A 16,067-nucleotide genomic window follows, 5' to 3' on the forward strand; every position below is an offset into this window, starting at 1 on the left:
GCCTCGGGAGGCCGCTTCCGCATGCCAGGCCCCTTTCCGTCTGCCGGGCCCGCTCTCGTGCATCAGGGCCCGTTCCCGCGCATCAGGGCGCGGTCGTCTCCAGGGCCGTGCAGCGCCACCGTCCCCGCGCGTGTTCCAGACGCAGGGCCAGCGCGTGGACGCGTCCCGCCATGACCACCAGCGCGACCGCCTCGGCGACCGCGGGCGCGGGACGCTGCGAGCGCGTCGACAGCACCTTCGGCGGGACGACCCGCCCGCCGCGCGCCCTCCGGCCGAGCTGCGCGGCGATCTCCCTGCACACGGCCGGGACGGCGACGAGCGACAGCTGGTGCGCGGGCCGCGCCCCGGCCAGCACCTCCACGGCGAGCCGCACGGCCGCCTCCGCGACGGCCTGGACCTCCGCGTCCTCCCCGGCCGCCGGACGGACGAGCCGCAGCCCCGGCCCTCGTAGGGCGGGCCCCGCCGCGGGCCGCAACGCCAGCGCTCCGTTCACGGGAGGCGCCGGGCGGTACTGAACGAATCGAACTGCCCCGGTTCTGGCCGGCTGCACCATGAAACCTCCTGAATCGCTTTTTGAAACAGGAGTCACGAAGCTTGTGGAAAATACGTCCTGACCGCATACGGCCGCTCCCGTAACGGGAATGGAAAGGCGGCGGGACGCGAAGTGCGTCCCGCCGCCTTCGGGAGCGAGTCACGGGGTGCGGGGCCCGGGACTCACGGGAGGGCTCAGCCGGCCGGGGAGTCCTGCGGTTCGGCGGTGCCCTTGCGGTTCCTCTTCTTCTTGCCGCCCGCGAGTTCGGGGTCGGCGCCCGCGTCGACGGCCGTCGACTCCTCGTCCTCGGGTTCGCGGCCCGGGGTCGCGAAGTTGAACTTCGTGATCAGGAACTTGAAGATGAAGTAGTACAGGAAGAAGTACAGGACGCCCATGCCGAGGATGAGCCACAGTCCCTTGGTGTTGTCCTTCGAGGCGTTCAGCAGCAGGTCGATGCCGCCCGCGGAGAAGCCGAAGCCGAGCTGGGCGCCGGCCGCCTCCAGGACCGCCATCGAGATGCCGGTGAGGACGACGTGCACCCCGTACAGGACGGGCGCGACGAACATGAACGCGAACTCGATCGGCTCGGTGACGCCGGTGACGAACGCGGTGAGCGCGGCGGAGATCATGATGCCGCCGACCGCGGGACGGCGGTGCGGGGGAGCGGCGCGCCAGATGGCGAGCGCCGCGCCGGGCAGGCCGAACATCAGGACGGGGAAGAACCCGGCGAGGAAGCCGCCCGCGTGCGGGTCGCCGGCCAGATACCGGTTGATCTCGCCGTGCACGGTGCCGTCGGGGCCGTTGTAGGAGCCGAACACGAACCAGATCAGCGAGTTCGGGATGTGGTGCAGGCCGAACGGCAGCAGCAGGCGGTTGATGACGCCGTAGATGCCGGCGCCGGCCGCGCCCGCGCCGGTGATCCAGTTGCCGAAGTCGGTCAGCCAGCTGCCGAACACCGGCCAGATGAAGCCGATCAGGACGCCGAGCACCAGGGCGGCGAGCGCCGTGATGATCGGGACGAACCGCCGGCCGCCGAAGAACGCCAGGTAGGTGGGCAGCTTCACCCGGTAGAAGCGCTGGTAGAGCAGCGCGGCGACGACGCCGATGAGGATGCCGCCGAGGACGTCGGTGGGGTTCTTGGCCCCGAAGTCGATGACCTCCTTGGGCGCCCCGTCCACCACCTTGGTGATCAGCACGTTGCCCTTGAGCTCGTCGCTGTGCGAGAACATGATCTTGGAGACCTGGTCGAACACCAGGTACCCGACCACGGCGGCGAGCGCGGTGGAGCCGTCGGACTTGCGGGCGAACCCGATCGCCACGCCGACCGCGAACAGCAGCGGCAGGTAGCTGAACAGGGCCTGGCCGGCGCCGCCGACGACCTCGGCGACGCGGTTCCAGCCGAGGCCGTCCTCACCGAGCATGTCGGGCTGGCCGAACCGGAGCAGCAGCGCGGCGGCGGGCAGCACGGCGATCGGCAGCATCAGGCTGCGGCCGATCCGCTGCAGCACCGCGAGGGCGCTCGACCCTCGGCCCGGCGCGGAGTCCACTGTTGTCGCAGTCATCGCGAGGTTCCTCCTCAGGGGTTTCAGGAGTGCGGCGGGGGATTTCCGAGGGCCGTGTGGATCTGGTACCGGTCCGCCCTGTAGGTCGACACGCCCAGCTCGGCGCACACTCCTCCGGTGTAGGAGCGCCTTTGCAGGAGCAGCACGGCACTGCCCCGGGCGATCTGCAGGTGCCTGGCGTCGGTGGCGTCGGCCAGGCTGGCGTCGATGGTCTGGTCGCCCGCGTCGAAGACGAGCCCGTAGACCGCTTCGAGGACGCCGTACAGGGAGCGGTCGGCCAGCCTGCGATCGAGCAGGTCAGGCGCGAGCGAGGCCAGGATATGCGCGCGTTCGAGTGCCATGGGCTCGCCGTCGGCGGTGCGCAGCCGCTCGATGACGTGGATCTGCGTGCCCGGCTCGACGTCGAAGATGCGGGCGAGGCGCGCGTCCGCCGGGACCGTGCGCCGGTCCAGGTCGACGGCGCCGGGCCGCAGCCCGCGGGCCAGCATGTCCTCGGTGAACGAGACGAGCCGCAGCGGCATCTCGATCTTGGGCCGGGCGACGAAGGTGCCCTTGCCGGGGACGCGGTAGAGCCGCCCCTCGGACACCAGCTGGTCGACGCCCTGCCGGACGGTCATGCGGGACAGCCGGTACCGGACGCACAGCTCGCGCTCCGAGGGGATCGGGGCGTCGACGGGCAGCTCCGCGCTCTCGATGAGGTCGAGCAGGATGGCGCGGAGCTGGAAGTACTTCGGTACCGGACTGTGCGGGTCGATGGTCGTCACGGGGGTGTCCTCGATGGCCGGTGGCCGGATCGATGGGATTCGCCGGGTTTCGACGGATGGGTGGGCTGGTCGGTTGTTCGACGGTATTCGATTTGGTTCGTACTGGTCTAGGCCGGACTAGACCACAGCATCGAAAGGCATGTCAATGCACGAATCCGTAACGGCCCGATCACGCCGCGGCGACGTCAAGATCGACAAAGTCGCAGGTCAGGCGGGGCGCCGGACGGCGCCTCCGGTTCCGATCGGGTCGTCATGACCATTTCCGGCTCCCGTCTCCCGCGCCCCGGCGGCCGGAACTCCCGTGGCGGTCGGTCGCCGTACGAAGTTTCGCCCCGCATCTTCATCTCCCTCCGATTCGTGGAGTATGGTGCGTACTGGTCTAGTCCGGACTAGACCAGTTGGTATCCGGAGGAACTCATCCGCGATCATCGCGTCACAGAGAGCGCGCCCCCATGGCATCCCTGCTGATCACAGCCGACCGCATGATCCTTACCCCGCCGGCCGGCCCCAACCGCGTCGTGTCCCCGGGACACGTCCGCGTCGCGGACGGAGTGATCACCGAGGCCGGGGAGGGGCGACCGGACGACGTGCCCGACGTCGACCTCCCGGTCGGCCTGCTCGCGCCCGGGCTCGTCGATCTTCAGGTGAACGGCTACTACGGCCACGACATGGTGGACGCCGCCGAGGACGGCTGGCGCACCGTCGTGTCCCGCCTCCCCGAGACCGGCGTGACCGCCTTCCTCCCCACCTTCATCACGGCCCCGGTGAGCACGCAGGCCGAGGCGCTCCGCCGCGCCCGAGACCTCCTGCCGGACCTGCCGCCAGGGGCCCGCGTCCTCGGCGTCCACCTCGAAGGCCCGTTCCTGTCGGAGAAGCGCAAGGGCGCGCACAACGCCGCCCACCTCACCGACCCGGCGCCCGGCGACATCGCGACCCTGCTGGAGACGGGCCTGGTCAAGCTCGTCACCCTCGCGCCCGAACGGGACGGCGCCCTGGAGGCGATCCGCACCCTCACCGCGGCCGGAGTGCTGGTCAGCGTCGGGCACAGCGACGCCACCGCCGCGCAGGTCGCCGCCGCGGCCGGCGCCGGGGCCCGCAAGGTCACCCACGTCTTCAACGCGCAGACCGGCGTCCACCACCGCGACCCGGGCGTGGCCGTCCAGGCCCTCATCGACGAGCGGCTGAGCCCCGGGCTCATCCTCGACCTGCACCACGTCGGCCCCGAGGTGGCGACGCTGGTGCTGCGGGCCGCGGCGGGACGGGTCGTGCTCGTCACCGACGCGGCCTCGGCCGCCGGGATGCCGCCCGGCACCTACGACCTCGGCGGCGAGCCCATCACCATGCCCGAGCAGGGCCCGCCGCTGCGCGCCGACGGCACCATCGCCGGTTCCGGCCTCCGGCTGGACGAGGCGGTCGGCAACGCCGTCGCGCTCGGCGTCGACCCCGCCGACGCGGTCGACGCCGCGACCCGGATCCCGGCCGACCTCGTCGGCCGGCCCGATCTCGGCAGGATCGCCCCCGGCGCCGCGGCCGACCTGGTCTGGCTGGGGCCGGACCACCGGGCGCTTGCGACGTGGGTCAACGGGCAGGAAGTCTTCGGAGGGGGATCATGACCAGTCAGATGCGCGCCGAGATCGGTGAGCAGCCGGACGCGCTGCGCCGGACGATCGACGCGCTCCTCCCGCGCGTGCCGGACATCGCGGCACTGGCGCGGGAGACCCGGCAGGTGCTGTTCGTCGCGCGCGGGTCGTCCGACAACGCCGCGGTGTACGGGCGCTACCTGGTGGAGGCGCACGCCGGCCGGCTGGCCACACTCGCCGCGCCGTCCATCGCGACCGCCTACCGCCGCCGGCTGGACCTGTCCGGCGTGCTGGCCGTGGCGATCAGCCAGTCCGGCAAGACCGAGGAGATCGTCGAGACCCTCGACTGGGCGCGCGACTGCGGCGCCCGGACGGTCGCGGTCACCAACGGCGCCGGGTCGCCGCTCGCCGAGGCCGCCGAGGTCGCGCTGATCACCCAGGCGGGCGCGGAGATCGCGGTGCCGGCCACCAAGACCTACACGACGCAGCTCGCCGCGCTGTCGGTGCTCGGCCTCGGGCTCGGCGCGGGCGTCGCCGAGGACGACCTGCGCCGCGTCCCGGACGAGGTCGCCCGGATGATCGCGCTGACCGAGGCCTCGCCCGCGCTGCCGGAGATCGTCGAGGCGCTGGCGAAGGTGCCGGGTACGGTGGTCTCCGGACGCGGAATCGCGTTCGGGACCGCGCTGGAGCTGGCCCTGAAGATCAAGGAGGCGTGCTACCTGCACGCCATGGGGCTGTCGTACGCCGACCTGCTGCACGGTCCGATCGCCGTCGTCGACGCGCAGACCCCGGCGCTGCTGGTCGCCGCCGACTCCGGCCCGACGCTGCCCGGCACCGTCGCGCTGGCCCGCAGGGTGCGGGGCGCCGGCGCCTCCGCGTTCGGCGTGGGCGGCGGCGCGGAGCTGGCGGAGGCGTGCACGGCCGCGCTCCCCGGTCCCGCGCTGCCCGAGTGGGTGGCGCCGCTGGGCCTCATCGTCCCCGGCCAGATCATGGTCGAGAGCCTGGCCCGCCGGCTCGGGATCGACCCCGACGTCCCGCGCGGCCTCAACAAGGTCACCCAGACCGACTGAGCGACCCGGACCCGAGAAGAGAGAACGAGCATGGACAAGGCCGAGGCCATCGTCGCCGCCCTGGGCGGGGCCGAGAACATCGTGGAGATCGAGCCGTGCGCGACGCGGCTGCGGACCGAGGTCTCCGACGCCGGGAGGGTCGACGAGGCGGCGCTGAAGAAGGCGGGCGCGTACGGCGTCATGCGCAGCGGCACCGTCGTGCAGGTCGTCGTGGGCCCTGAGGCCGACACCATCGCCAGCGACATCGAGGACATCCTCGACTGACAGCCACCGTCCCCGACCGACCAAGGGAACCCCTCTGATGACCCGAGTACTGTCCCCGGTCTCCGGCCGGGTCGTCGGCCTCGCCGGCGTCCCCGACCCGGTGTTCGCCCAGGCCATGGTCGGCCCGGGCACGGCCGTCGACCCCGAGCGCGGTCCCGGCCACGCGATCGCGCCCGTCACCGGGAAGATCGTCAAGCTGCATCCGCACGCCTACGTCGTGGTGGACGCCGAGGGCCACGGGGTCCTGGTCCACCTCGGCATCGACACCGTCAAGCTGAAGGGGCAGGGCTTCGAGCTCCTGGCCGCCGAGGGCGACGAGGTCACCGCCGGGCAGCCGCTCGTCGGCTGGGACCCGGCGGTGATCGAGGCGGGCGGCCGCTCGCCGATCTGCGCGGTCGTCGCGCTGGACGCGGGCGCCGACGCCCTGTCGGACGTGCGCGAGTCGGGCGAGGTGGCGAAGGGGACCGAGCTGTTCACATGGAGCTGAGCGCATGGCGGTGATCGGTATCGGCGCGGCGGTGTTCGACCTCGACGGCACCCTCATCGACACCGAGCCGCGCAACCGCAGGATGTGGTCGCGGCTGTTCGACGCCCACCGCGTCCCCTACGACGAGGCGCTGATCGGCTCGTTCGCGGGGCGCCGCGGGATCGAGGCGCTGGCGGACCACGCGCACCTGTTCCCCGGGCGGACGGTCGAGGAGCTGTTCGAGCAGGCGGTCTCCTACGAGTCGCTGCCGGGGATGCCGGACGTGGCGCCCGTCCCCGGGGCGGTCGACCTCGTCCGGTCGCTGGCGGACGCGGGCGTGCCGCTGGCGGTGGTGACGTCGGGGCAGCGGCCCTACGCCGAGCGCCTGCTGGACGTGCTGGGCATCCGCGGCCTGCTGGACCTCGTGGTGACCGCCGGGGACGTCGTCACCGGCAAGCCGCACCCGGAGGGGTACCTGGCGGCCGCACGCGACCTGGACGTCCCCCCGCGGGAGGCGGTCGGGTTCGAGGACGCCCCGGCGGGCGTCGCGGCCGTCAAGGCCGCGGGAATGACCTGCGTGGGCGTCGTCACCACGCAGACGGTGGTCGCGCTGTCCGGGGCCGACCACGTGGTGGCCGATTTCATGGAAGTGGACGTCGTGCCGGGCCCCGCGCTGCGGGTGCTGCGGACGGTAACGAGCTGATTGGGAGTAATGCGGTGACCGAGCGCAACGTCAAGATCGAGTCCAGGGTGGGGCTGCACGCGCGGCCGGCCGCGCTGTTCGTCCAGACCGCGGCCAAGGCCCCGATGGACGTGACGGTGTCCAAGCGCGGCGGCGTCCCGGTGAACGCCAAGAGCATCCTCGCCGTCCTCGGGCTGGACGCTCGGCACGGCGAGGAGATCGTGCTGGCGGCCGACGGCGAGGGGGCCGACGAGCTGCTCGACGACCTGGAGAAGCTGCTGTCCACCCCGGAGCCCGAGGGGGCGTGAGATGGGCGAGGTGATGCAGGGCGCGGGCGTCAGCCCCGGCGTCGGGACCGGGCCGGTGCGCACCATCGCCGGGGCCGTCCCGGAGCCGCCCGCCGGATCGCGGCACGGCGGCGACGCGGGCGCCGAGGGCGACTCCGCCCTGGCCGCGCTGGAGGCGGTCGCCGCCGACCTGGAGGAGCGCGGGGAGCGCGCCGCCGCGGCCGGGAACGCCGACGGGCGCGACGTGCTGAACGCGCAGGCGCTGATGGCGCGCGACCCCGGCCTCGCCGACGGCGTCCGCGCCAAGATCGGTGAGGGGACGTCGGCGGCCCGTGCCGTGTTCGAGGCGTTCGGCGTGTACCGGGAGATGCTCGCCGGGGCCGGCGAGTACATGGCCGCGCGGGTCACCGACCTCGACGACATCCGCGACCGCGCGATCGCGCGGCTGCTCGGCCTGCCCATGCCCGGCGTCCCGGAGTCCGACGAGCCGTTCGTGCTCGTCGCCCGCGACCTCGCCCCGGCGGACACGGCCGTCCTCGACCCGGCGCAGGTCGTGGCGTTCGTGACGGAGGAGGGCGGCCCCACCAGCCACACCGCGATCCTTGCCCGGACGATGGGCGTCCCCGCCGTGGTCGCGCTCGCGGGCGCGACCTCGCTTCCCGAGGGGACCCGCGTCCTGGTCGACGGCGCGGCGGGGACGGTGCTCCCCGACCCGTCCGAGGCGGAGGTGGCAACGGCGCGTGCCGCGGCCGCCGCCCGCGCGTCGGCGCTGGAGGAGTCCACCGGGCCGGGCGCGACGAAGGACGGGCATGCGGTCCCGCTGCTGGCCAACGTCGGCGGCCCCAAGGACGTGGAGGCGGCGCTGGCGAACGGCGCCGAGGGCGTCGGCCTGTACCGGACGGAGTTCCTGTTCCTCGACCGCGCGGCGCCGCCGTCCGACGAGGAGCAGGAGGAGGCGTACCGGAAGGTGCTGGAGGCGTTCCCGGAGGGCCGCGTGGTCGTCCGGACGCTCGACGCCGGCGCCGACAAGCCGCTGGCGTTCCTGCCCGCCCCCGGCGAGGAGCCGAACCCGGCGCTCGGCGAGCGGGGCCTGCGGATGATGCGCCGGCACCCGGACGTGCTGGTCTCGCAGCTCGCCGCGCTGACCCGCGCCGCCGCCGGTCTGAGCGTCAAGCTCCAGGTCATGGCGCCGATGGTGACCGGCGCCGACGAGGCCGCCTACTTCGCGGCCGCGTGCCGGGAGGCCGGCGTCGAGCATCCCGGCGTCATGATCGAGGTGCCGGCCGCCGCGCTGCGCGCCCGCGACCTGGCGTCCGAGGTGGAGTTCTTCAGCATCGGCACCAACGACCTCACCCAGTACGCGTGCGCGGCGGACCGGCAGGTCGGCGGCCTCGCGCACCTCCAGGACCCGTGGCAGCCCGCCGTGCTCGACCTGGTCGCCCCCGCGGCCGGCGCGGGCGTCCCGTGCGGCGTGTGCGGGGAGGCGGCGGGCGATCCGGCGCTCGCGTGCGTGCTGGTGGGCCTCGGTGTGACGTCGCTGTCGATGAGCGCGCCGTCCCTTCCGCTGGTGCGGGCCGCGCTCGTGCGGCACACGCTGGAGGAGTGCCGCGCGGCGGCCGCGGCGGCCCGCGCCGCCCGCACCGCCGATCAGGCCAGGGAGGCGGCCCGCGCCCACCTGCCCGGGCTGGCGGACCTCGGGCTGTGACCCCCGGTCAGCCGGCGACCTGCCAGCGGTTCCCGTGCCCCCGCAGGACGAAGCCGGCGGCGAGCAGGCCGCCGGGCCGGGCGGGGGCGCCCTTCCACCGCAGGTGCTCGAACCGGACGGTGCACTCCCCGGCGCCGGGCCCCTGCTCGCAGGTCGGGACGGTCACGCCGCGCAGCGCGGCGAGGTCCTGAGGGCGCAGCCTCGCGCGGGCCCGGCCGAGGCCTGAACGGCAGCGGCCGGGCCCGCCGAACACGCGCCGCTCGTAGGCGGGCGCCAGATACGCGCACGCTCTGGCGTTGCCCGCCGCGAGCCCGCGCAGGTACTTGTAGAGCGCCAGCCGCGCCGGGAGCGTCTGCCGCGCCGGCGCGGCGGGGGACGCCGCGGCGGGACGGGAGTCGCCGGGCTCGGGGGTGAGCGGCGGCATCGTGACCTCGTTCCCGCCCCCGCAGGCCGCCAGCAGCGGAAGCAGCGTCAGGGCGGCGAGTGACGGGCGGACGCGCACGGGGGACCTCCTGGGGGCGCGAAGGCGGCCCGATCTTCCCAGCAGTGCGGCCCCCGCGTCCATCGGCGGCGGCCCTACCGGTAGCCCGTCCCGTACCCGGCGCGCTTCCCGCCCGCCGGCACCGGCAGCCTGCCCGTGGGCTTCACCGCTCCGCCCAGCACCCGGGCCAGCGCCTCCACCGAGACCCGGCTGGAGGAGTAGGTGGCGAGCGCCGCCTTCGCGCCGCCCGCCGAGTCGAGGTCGTAGGGGCGGCCGAGCGCGGCGACGACCACCGGCTTCGGGCCGAGCGCCCGGATCCGGGACGCGGTCGCCGCACCGGCGTTCAGAGTGGTCAGCACCGTGACGTCCGCCGAGCCGGGCGCCGCGACCGCCACCCCCTGGCGGCGCAGGGCCGCCTGGAGCCGGTCGGCGCCCGGGCCGGACACGGCGACCTTCTTGCCCTTGAGCGGCAGCAGGCCGCCGTCGTTGCGGACGAGGGTGACCGCGTGCTCGGCGACGCCCCGCGCGACGGCCTTGTTCGCGGCCGTGCCGACCGCCGCCGCGGCCTTGGCGGGGTCGACGGCGGTCCCCTGGAACAGGCCGCGCCGCTGCTTGAGCCTGAGGATCCGCGTCACCGACTCGTCCAGCCGCTTCCGCGTGATCTTCCCGGTCTCGACGGCCTTCATCACGGCGCCGTAGGCGCGCGGCAGGTCCGGCGGCATCAGCAGCTGGTCGGCGCCCGCGTTGATCGCCCTGACCGGGACGCCGGCGTCGCCGTACTTCTCGCGGACCCCGGCCATCTCCAGCGAGTCGGTGGTGATCACGCCCTGGTAGCCGAGCCCGCCGCGCAGCAGCCCCGTCAGGACCTTCTTGGAGAGCGTGGACGGGTCGCCCGACCCGTCGAGCTCGGGGACGACGATGTGCGCGGTCATGATCATGTCGACGTCCGCCGCGATCGCCGCCCTGAACGGGGGCGCGTCCAGCAGCTCCCACGTCCGCGGCGAGTGCCGGATCACCGGGAGGCCGGTGTGGCTGTCGGTGGCGGTGTCGCCGTGGCCGGGGAAGTGCTTGGCCGCGGCGGCGACCCCGGCCTCCTGGAAGCCGCCGATCGCGCCCCGCACCAGCGTGGACGCCAGGCCCGGCTCGGACCCGAAGGAGCGCAGCCCGATCACCGGGTTGCGCGGGTTCACGTTCACGTCGGCGTCGGGCGCGTAGTCGAGGTTGATGCCGACCGCGCGCAGCTCGGCGCCGGTGACCCGGGCGGCGGCGCGGGCGTCGGCCGGGCTGCGGGTCGCGCCGAGCGCCATGTTGCCGGGGAACGTCGTGACGAACGGCGTCCGGGACACGATGCCCTGCTCCTCGTCCACGCCGAGCAGCAGCGGGATCTTCGAGGCCTTCTGCAGCGCGTTCGACTGCGCGGCCGTCCGCGCCGGGGTGCCGATGTTGCCGGGGAAGTAGATCAGCCCGCCCACCCGGTACTTCCTGATCTTGGTGAGCGCGTCGGCGCGGCTGGAGAACGTGGGGACGAACAGTTGCCCCACCTTCTCGGCCACGCTCATCTTCGCGACCCGGCCGGGGATCCAGGCGTCCGCCGCGGGCGGCGAACCGGGCGCGGCGGACCCGGCGGACGGCGTCCGCCCGCCCTTGCCGCTCTCGCCGCCGCCGCAGCCGGCGGTCACCGCGACCAGCGCGGACACCGCCGCCGCGAGCGCGAGTGAACGTGAAGCACGCACCTGACCAGGCCCCCCGACGTGGTCTCGGTTACTCGGTCGCATCGGACGCCCGCGACCGTAGCCGCTCCCCGCGCCGCTGTCGACTCCGGCGGCCCCGGACGACCTGGACGACCTGGACGACCCGGACGGACGGGCGGCTCACAGGGCTCTGCGGCCACGGGGGTCACACGGTGATCACGATGGACCCCGGACCGCGAGCGGTGTCGGATCATGTGGGGTCCATCGCGATGGACCGGCGGCCGGGCCGGATCGGCCGGGCCGGGCCGGGCGGGCCCTTCGCCGCGTGGCGGCGGTGCTCAGCCCGGCAAGGGGTGGCCGAGGCGGCGCAGCGCCATCCCGGCCGCGCCGACGGCTCCGTCGCCGGCGCTGCGGGGCGCGTCGGCGAAGCGGGCGCGCAGCCCGGAGCGGACGGCCTCGGCGACGGGGCCTTCACGGAGCACCGAGCCGTGCATGACGACCGGTGCGCAGGGGTCGGACAAGGCCGGGCGCACCGCGTCGACGTCGGCCAGCAGCCACTGCGCGGCCTCGTCGGTGATGCGCCTGGCCACGGGATCACCGGCGGCCGCGGCGGCGGCGACCACCGGGCCGAGGCGGCCCAGGGCCGCGGGCGGGCGGCCGTACACCTCCTTGATGATCGCCTGGGCGAGGCGGGGATTGGGCGGGGTGCCGGGAGACTCGGGATGGCACGGCGGCCCGTGCGGGCCCGGCGGCCCGCCGCCGTGGGCGGGGTGGCGGGCGGACGGCGGGTAGGCGGATTCGAGGGCGAGGACGGCGGTGCCGGTGGCGCGCCCGCCGGGGGAGCCCCCGCCGGCGGACAGCGCGGCGGACTGCGGCGGCACAGCGGGGCCCGGGGACGGCGAAGGGGCGCCGGCCATGGCCAGCGCCCTTGGGTGGCGGGGTCTTCGCCGTTCCGAGTCGATCTGTGCGACCACGGTGGCTCCGAGCAGCGCCCGGGGGACCGAATCGGTGAGCAGCGTCGGGGAGCCGCGGCCGTCGTAGGCGGCGAGCGCGGCCCGGACGGCCTCCTTCCCGAGCCACACCGCCGAACCCTCGTCCCCGACGAGCCAGCCGTAGCCGTCCGCGCGCTGCACGATCGCGCCGTCGTTGATGACCGCCGCGCCGGCGCCCGTGCCGGAGAACACCACGATGCCCTTGGGCTCGCTGGTCCCGGCGGCGAACGCCACCGCGATGTCGGTCACCACGGCGGGCGAGCCGCGCAGCCCGACGGCCTGCCAGGCCCGCCGGGCCGCCGCGACCGCGGCGGGCCGGCCGGCCGAGCCGGCGCCGGCGATGCCGAACACGCCGGTGAGGATGTGGGTACGGTCGAGATCCCCGAGTGCCTCCCGCAGGGCGGTGGTCAGCGCCCCGGCGGTGTCGCCTCCTGAGTTGGGGTTGGCCCCTGGGCCGGTGCCGGAACCGGCCAGGGCTCCCCCGAGCGTCAGCACGACGCAGCGGGTCTTCGTGCCACCCGCGTCGATACCGACCACGTAAGGACCGGCCAAATGGGTCAACACATGGCGACCGTAGCCTTTCCTAACGTTGACGTGACATCCAGCGCGTAAGAAAATTTCCTCCATGAGGAAACCCATCGGCCCCGCTCGGGGCCCCGAGCGGGGGAACACGGGGGAGCCCGCGGCGCCACGGGACGACGCGGCGGGCAGGGACAGGGACGCCACGCCGCTGAGCACGGTGGTGCGGGTCCGTTCGCTGCTGCCCTCGCTGCCCCCCGCCGAGCGAAGAGTCGCTCAACGCGTCATCGACGACCCCGAAGGGGTCGCCAACTCGACCATCACCGAACTCGCCCAGAACTGCGGCACCTCCGAGACCACGGTCATCAGGTTCTGCCGGGCGATCGGGTTCCATGGTTACCCAGAGCTGCGGCTGACCCTCGCCACCGAGGCGGGACGGGCCCAGAGCGCCACCGGCGGCCGGGTCATCGGCAGCGACATCAGTCCCGACGACTCGCTGGAACAGATCGTGGAGAAGGTCACCTTCGCCGACGCGCGCGCCGTCGAGGAGACCGCCTCCCAGCTCGACATCAAGATGCTGGAGCAGGTCGTGGACGCGGTCGTCAACGCGAACCGCGTCGACGTCTACGGCGTCGGCGCGAGCGCGTTCGTCGCGGCCGACTTCCAGCAGAAGCTGCACCGCATCGGCCGGGTCTGCTCCACCTGGGCGGACGCCCACATCATGCTGACCAGCGCCGCCGTCCTGAGCCCCGGCGACGTGGCGATCGGCATCTCGCACACCGGGGCGACGGTGGAGACCATCGACGCGCTGGAGGTCGCCAAGACCCGGGGCGCCAGGACCGTGGGGCTCACCAACTTCCCGAAGTCCCCCATAGCGGAAGTCGCGGACATGATCCTGACGACCGCCGCCAGGGAGACCACGTTCCGCTCGGGCGCGACCGCGAGCCGGCTGGCGCAGCTCACGGTGGTGGACTGCCTCTTCGTCGGAGTCGCGCAGCGCACCTACGGGTCTACCCGCAAGGCCCTCGAAGCCACGTACGAGGCGGTCCGCGGACGGACCGTGCGACCCGACCGGAGGCGTCGGTGATCGATTGCGAGCTCCCCACGGAGGGACGGAACCCCCGGACCCTCGACGTCGACACGCTGCCGACCATGGAGGTGCTACGCCTGATCAACTCTGAGGACGCGACCGTGCCGAGGGTGGTCGGCTCCGTGCTTCCCGAGGTCGCCCGGCTGGTCGACCTCGCCGTGGAGTCCCTGCGCGCGGGCGGCCGCGTGCACTACTTCGGCGCCGGCACGTCCGGCCGGCTCGCGGTGCTCGACGCCGCCGAGCTTCCCCCCACGTTCGGCATCTGGGGCCGGGTCGTGGCCCACAACGCGGGCGGGCCCGGCGCGCTGTCGCAGGCCGTCTCCGGCGTGGAGGACGACGTCGAGCTCGGCCGCCGGGACGCCCTCGACGTCGGGCCGGGCGACGTCGCGATCGGCATCGCGGCCAGCGGCCGCACCCCGTACGTGGTGGGGGCGCTGCGCGCCGCCGCCGCGGTCGGGGCGCGCACGGCCCTGATCAGCTGCAACCCGCACACGCCGTACGGGGACGAGGTGGAGGTGCACATCGGGCTCGCCACCGGGCCCGAGGTGATCAGCGGTTCCACCCGGATGAAGGCGGGCACCGCGACCAAGCTGGTGCTCAACTCCTTCTCCACCACCCTGATGATCAGGATGGGGCGCACCTACTCCAACCTGATGGTCAGCGTGAACGCGCTGAACTCCAAGCTGCGCGCCCGGCTGGTGCGCATCCTCACCGAGGCGACCGGGATGGACGCCCGCACCTGCGAGAACGCGCTGTCCGAGGCAGGCGGCAACACCCGCGTCGCCCTGGTCTCGCTCCTCGGCGAGGTCCCCGCGTCCCGCGCCACGATGGTCCTCGAGGAAACCGACGGCGGCGTCCGAGAGGCCTTGCAGAGACTCAGATCCGCATAGAACAGCAAGCGAACCGCTGCCCCCCACCTCAAGTTCGCGATCCCGACAACACCGGCCACCACAACAACCCCGCAACAACCTGAGTGGCCGCGATCGCGTCCGAAGGCAGATTCGAGCGCAGCAAGAATCTGATCGCGCAGCGAGCCGCCAGGCGAGCCGGAGCGATGCCAGCGATCGCCCGCGTTTATCGACGATGGAGGGCGCCCAGCGCCCGAAGGAGGAGAAAAATGCAATAAATCAAGCCTCGTACCTACGGAGTTCCTGGCGGGCCACGGTGCGGACGTGGACCTCGTCGGGGCCGTCGAAGATGCGCATCGCGCGGACCCAGGAGTACATCGCCGCCAGCGGGGTGTCGTCGGAGACGCCGGCGGCGCCGTGCACCTGGATCGCGCGGTCGAGGACCTCGTGGGCGATGCGCGGAACGACCACCTTGATCGCGGCGATCTCCGTTCGCGCGCCCCTGGCCCCGTGCCGGTCGATCAGCCAGGCGGTCTTGAGGGTCAGCAGCCGGGCCTGCTCGATCGCCATCCGCGACTCGGCGACCTGCTCCCGGACGACGCCCTGCCGGGCCAGCGGCCCGCCGAAGGCCTCACGCGACAGGGCGCGGCGGCACATCAGCTCCAGCGCCCGCTCCGCCATGCCGAGCGCCCGCATGCAGTGGTGGATGCGGCCGGGCCCGAGGCGCGCCTGCGCGATCATGAATCCGTCGCCCTCGGCCGCGACGAGGTTCGACACCGGTACCCGGACGTCCTCGAAGAGGATCTCCGAATGGCCGTGCTGGTCCTGGTAGCCGAACACGGGCAGGTGCCGGACGACCGTCACGCCCGGGGCGTCGCGCGGCACGAGCACCTGCGACTGCTGCCGGTGCGGCGGCCCCCCGGGGTCGGTCTTGCCCATCACGATGAAGATCTTGCAGCGCTCGTCGGCGGCCCCGGTGATGAACCACTTGCGGCCGTTGATCACGTACTCGTCGCCGTCCCGGACGATCGAGGTGGTGATGTTGGTGGCGTCGGAGGAGGCGACCTCGGGCTCGGTCATCGCGAACGCGCTGCGGATCTCGCCGTCCAGCAGGGGCCTGAGCCAGCGCTCCTTCTGCTCGTCCGTCCCGAACATGTGCAGGACTTCCATGTTCCCGGTGTCGGGCGCCGCGCAGTTGACCGCCTCGGGCGCGAGGTCGGGCGACCGTCCGGTCAGCTCGGCGAGGGTCGCGTACTCCAGGTTGGACAGGCCGGAGACGTCCGGCAGGAACAGGTTCCACAGGCCGCGCTCGCGCGCCTCGGCCTTCAACTCCTCGACGACCGGCGGCAGCGCGTGCGGGTCGTTCTCCGCCCGCCAGGCGGCGTAGACGGGCTCGGCCGGGTAGACGCGCGCCTCCATGAACTCCTGGAGCCGGTCCCGGTGGTCGCGTGCCTTCGGGCTGAGTTCGAAGTCCATGGGCCGCATTCTGACAGAACGGGATTCGGTCGTTTCGCCGGGGATCGCCTACCATCGG

Annotated in this window: 15 protein-coding genes and 1 pseudogene; 9 read left to right on the forward strand and 7 right to left on the reverse strand. The window is 73.8% G+C overall.

Annotation, left to right across the window (positions count from 1 at the left end; translation table 11 throughout):
* Positions 1 to 82: 82 nt before the first annotated feature.
* The 3 genes from AB0C84_RS17365 to AB0C84_RS17375 form a co-directional block, all read right to left on the reverse strand.
* Positions 83 to 493, reverse strand: coding sequence for an Rv3235 family protein (locus AB0C84_RS17365; RefSeq protein WP_361066875.1), 411 nt, complete (start codon positions 491 to 493; stop codon positions 83 to 85).
* A 233-nt stretch (positions 494 to 726) separates the two neighbouring features.
* Positions 727 to 2,094, reverse strand: coding sequence for a PTS transporter subunit EIIC (locus AB0C84_RS17370; protein ID WP_361066878.1), 1,368 nt, complete (start codon positions 2,092 to 2,094; stop codon positions 727 to 729).
* Between the two features lie 23 nt (positions 2,095 to 2,117).
* The gene (locus AB0C84_RS17375) at positions 2,118 to 2,858 is read right to left on the reverse strand and encodes a GntR family transcriptional regulator (RefSeq protein WP_361066881.1); all 741 of its coding nucleotides are present in this window, start codon (positions 2,856 to 2,858) and stop codon (positions 2,118 to 2,120) included.
* Positions 2,859 to 3,310: 452 nt separating this feature from the next.
* On the opposite strand from AB0C84_RS17375, the gene nagA reads away from it, so the two are divergent.
* From nagA to ptsP, 7 genes and pseudogenes are all read left to right on the forward strand, one after another.
* On the forward strand, positions 3,311 to 4,471 hold the full coding sequence (gene nagA, locus AB0C84_RS17380) for an N-acetylglucosamine-6-phosphate deacetylase (protein WP_361066884.1): 1,161 nt from the start codon (positions 3,311 to 3,313) through the stop codon (positions 4,469 to 4,471).
* Positions 4,468 to 5,508 (forward strand): SIS domain-containing protein, encoded by a 1,041-nt coding sequence (locus tag AB0C84_RS17385; RefSeq protein ID WP_361066887.1) that lies wholly within the window; start codon positions 4,468 to 4,470, stop codon positions 5,506 to 5,508. Before nagA ends, AB0C84_RS17385 begins: the two co-directional genes overlap by 4 nt.
* Before the next feature lie 21 nt (positions 5,509 to 5,529).
* Positions 5,530 to 5,772 (forward strand): annotated as a pseudogene (locus AB0C84_RS17390) (PTS glucose/sucrose transporter subunit IIB); the annotation flags it as partial.
* Between the two features lie 37 nt (positions 5,773 to 5,809).
* Positions 5,810 to 6,259, forward strand: coding sequence for a PTS glucose transporter subunit IIA (locus AB0C84_RS17395; RefSeq protein WP_179846196.1), 450 nt, complete (start codon positions 5,810 to 5,812; stop codon positions 6,257 to 6,259).
* A gap of 4 nt (positions 6,260 to 6,263) precedes the next feature.
* A complete protein-coding gene (locus AB0C84_RS17400) occupies positions 6,264 to 6,941 on the forward strand; it encodes an HAD family phosphatase (protein WP_179846197.1) in 678 nt (225 codons plus the stop codon).
* A 14-nt stretch (positions 6,942 to 6,955) separates the two neighbouring features.
* Positions 6,956 to 7,228 carry an HPr family phosphocarrier protein gene (locus AB0C84_RS17405; RefSeq protein WP_339155366.1) on the forward strand — a complete coding sequence of 91 codons (273 nt, stop codon included), beginning with the start codon at positions 6,956 to 6,958 and terminating at the stop codon, positions 7,226 to 7,228.
* Position 7,229: 1 nt separating this feature from the next.
* A complete protein-coding gene (ptsP, locus tag AB0C84_RS17410) occupies positions 7,230 to 8,912 on the forward strand; it encodes a phosphoenolpyruvate--protein phosphotransferase (RefSeq protein WP_179846199.1) in 1,683 nt (560 codons plus the stop codon).
* A 7-nt stretch (positions 8,913 to 8,919) separates the two neighbouring features.
* Here the strand turns inward: ptsP and AB0C84_RS17415 are convergent, their stop codons facing one another.
* From AB0C84_RS17415 to AB0C84_RS17425, 3 genes are all read right to left on the reverse strand, one after another.
* Positions 8,920 to 9,414: a hypothetical protein gene (locus AB0C84_RS17415; RefSeq protein WP_361066892.1), complete on the reverse strand. Its 495-nt coding sequence runs from the start codon at positions 9,412 to 9,414 to the stop codon at positions 8,920 to 8,922.
* 74 nt (positions 9,415 to 9,488) lie between these two features.
* Entirely contained in the window at positions 9,489 to 11,126 is a 1,638-nt protein-coding gene (locus AB0C84_RS17420) for a glycoside hydrolase family 3 N-terminal domain-containing protein (protein ID WP_361066895.1), read from the reverse strand.
* Between the two features lie 296 nt (positions 11,127 to 11,422).
* A complete protein-coding gene (locus AB0C84_RS17425) occupies positions 11,423 to 12,640 on the reverse strand; it encodes a BadF/BadG/BcrA/BcrD ATPase family protein (protein ID WP_258942765.1) in 1,218 nt (405 codons plus the stop codon).
* A 61-nt stretch (positions 12,641 to 12,701) separates the two neighbouring features.
* On the opposite strand from AB0C84_RS17425, the gene AB0C84_RS17430 reads away from it, so the two are divergent.
* Both AB0C84_RS17430 and AB0C84_RS17435 read left to right on the forward strand, forming a co-directional pair.
* A complete protein-coding gene (locus tag AB0C84_RS17430) occupies positions 12,702 to 13,682 on the forward strand; it encodes a MurR/RpiR family transcriptional regulator (RefSeq protein WP_361066898.1) in 981 nt (326 codons plus the stop codon).
* Positions 13,679 to 14,575, forward strand: a complete 897-nt coding sequence (locus AB0C84_RS17435; protein WP_361066901.1) for an N-acetylmuramic acid 6-phosphate etherase — start codon at positions 13,679 to 13,681, stop codon at positions 14,573 to 14,575. The genes AB0C84_RS17430 and AB0C84_RS17435 overlap by 4 nt, the downstream gene beginning before the upstream one ends.
* A gap of 237 nt (positions 14,576 to 14,812) precedes the next feature.
* Here the strand turns inward: AB0C84_RS17435 and AB0C84_RS17440 are convergent, their stop codons facing one another.
* On the reverse strand, positions 14,813 to 16,009 hold the full coding sequence (locus AB0C84_RS17440; protein ID WP_361066904.1) for an acyl-CoA dehydrogenase family protein: 1,197 nt from the start codon (positions 16,007 to 16,009) through the stop codon (positions 14,813 to 14,815).
* Between the last annotated feature and the right edge of the window lie 58 nt (positions 16,010 to 16,067).

The organism is Actinomadura sp. NPDC048955, assembly GCF_040649435.1.
GTDB lineage: Bacteria > Actinomycetota > Actinomycetes > Streptosporangiales > Streptosporangiaceae > Spirillospora > Spirillospora luteofluorescens.

Coding starts and splice junctions, on each gene's coding strand:
- AB0C84_RS17370 (WP_361066878.1), bottom strand. CDS start 2,094: ATGACTGCGACAACAGTGGACTCCGCGCCGGGCCGAGGGTCGAGCGCC.
- nagA (WP_361066884.1), top strand. CDS start 3,311: ATGGCATCCCTGCTGATCACAGCCGACCGCATGATCCTTACCCCGCCG.
- AB0C84_RS17385 (WP_361066887.1), top strand. CDS start 4,468: ATGACCAGTCAGATGCGCGCCGAGATCGGTGAGCAGCCGGACGCGCTG.
- AB0C84_RS17395 (WP_179846196.1), top strand. CDS start 5,810: ATGACCCGAGTACTGTCCCCGGTCTCCGGCCGGGTCGTCGGCCTCGCC.
- AB0C84_RS17400 (WP_179846197.1), top strand. CDS start 6,264: ATGGCGGTGATCGGTATCGGCGCGGCGGTGTTCGACCTCGACGGCACC.
- ptsP (WP_179846199.1), top strand. CDS start 7,230: ATGGGCGAGGTGATGCAGGGCGCGGGCGTCAGCCCCGGCGTCGGGACC.
- AB0C84_RS17430 (WP_361066898.1), top strand. CDS start 12,702: ATGAGGAAACCCATCGGCCCCGCTCGGGGCCCCGAGCGGGGGAACACG.
- AB0C84_RS17440 (WP_361066904.1), bottom strand. CDS start 16,009: ATGGACTTCGAACTCAGCCCGAAGGCACGCGACCACCGGGACCGGCTC.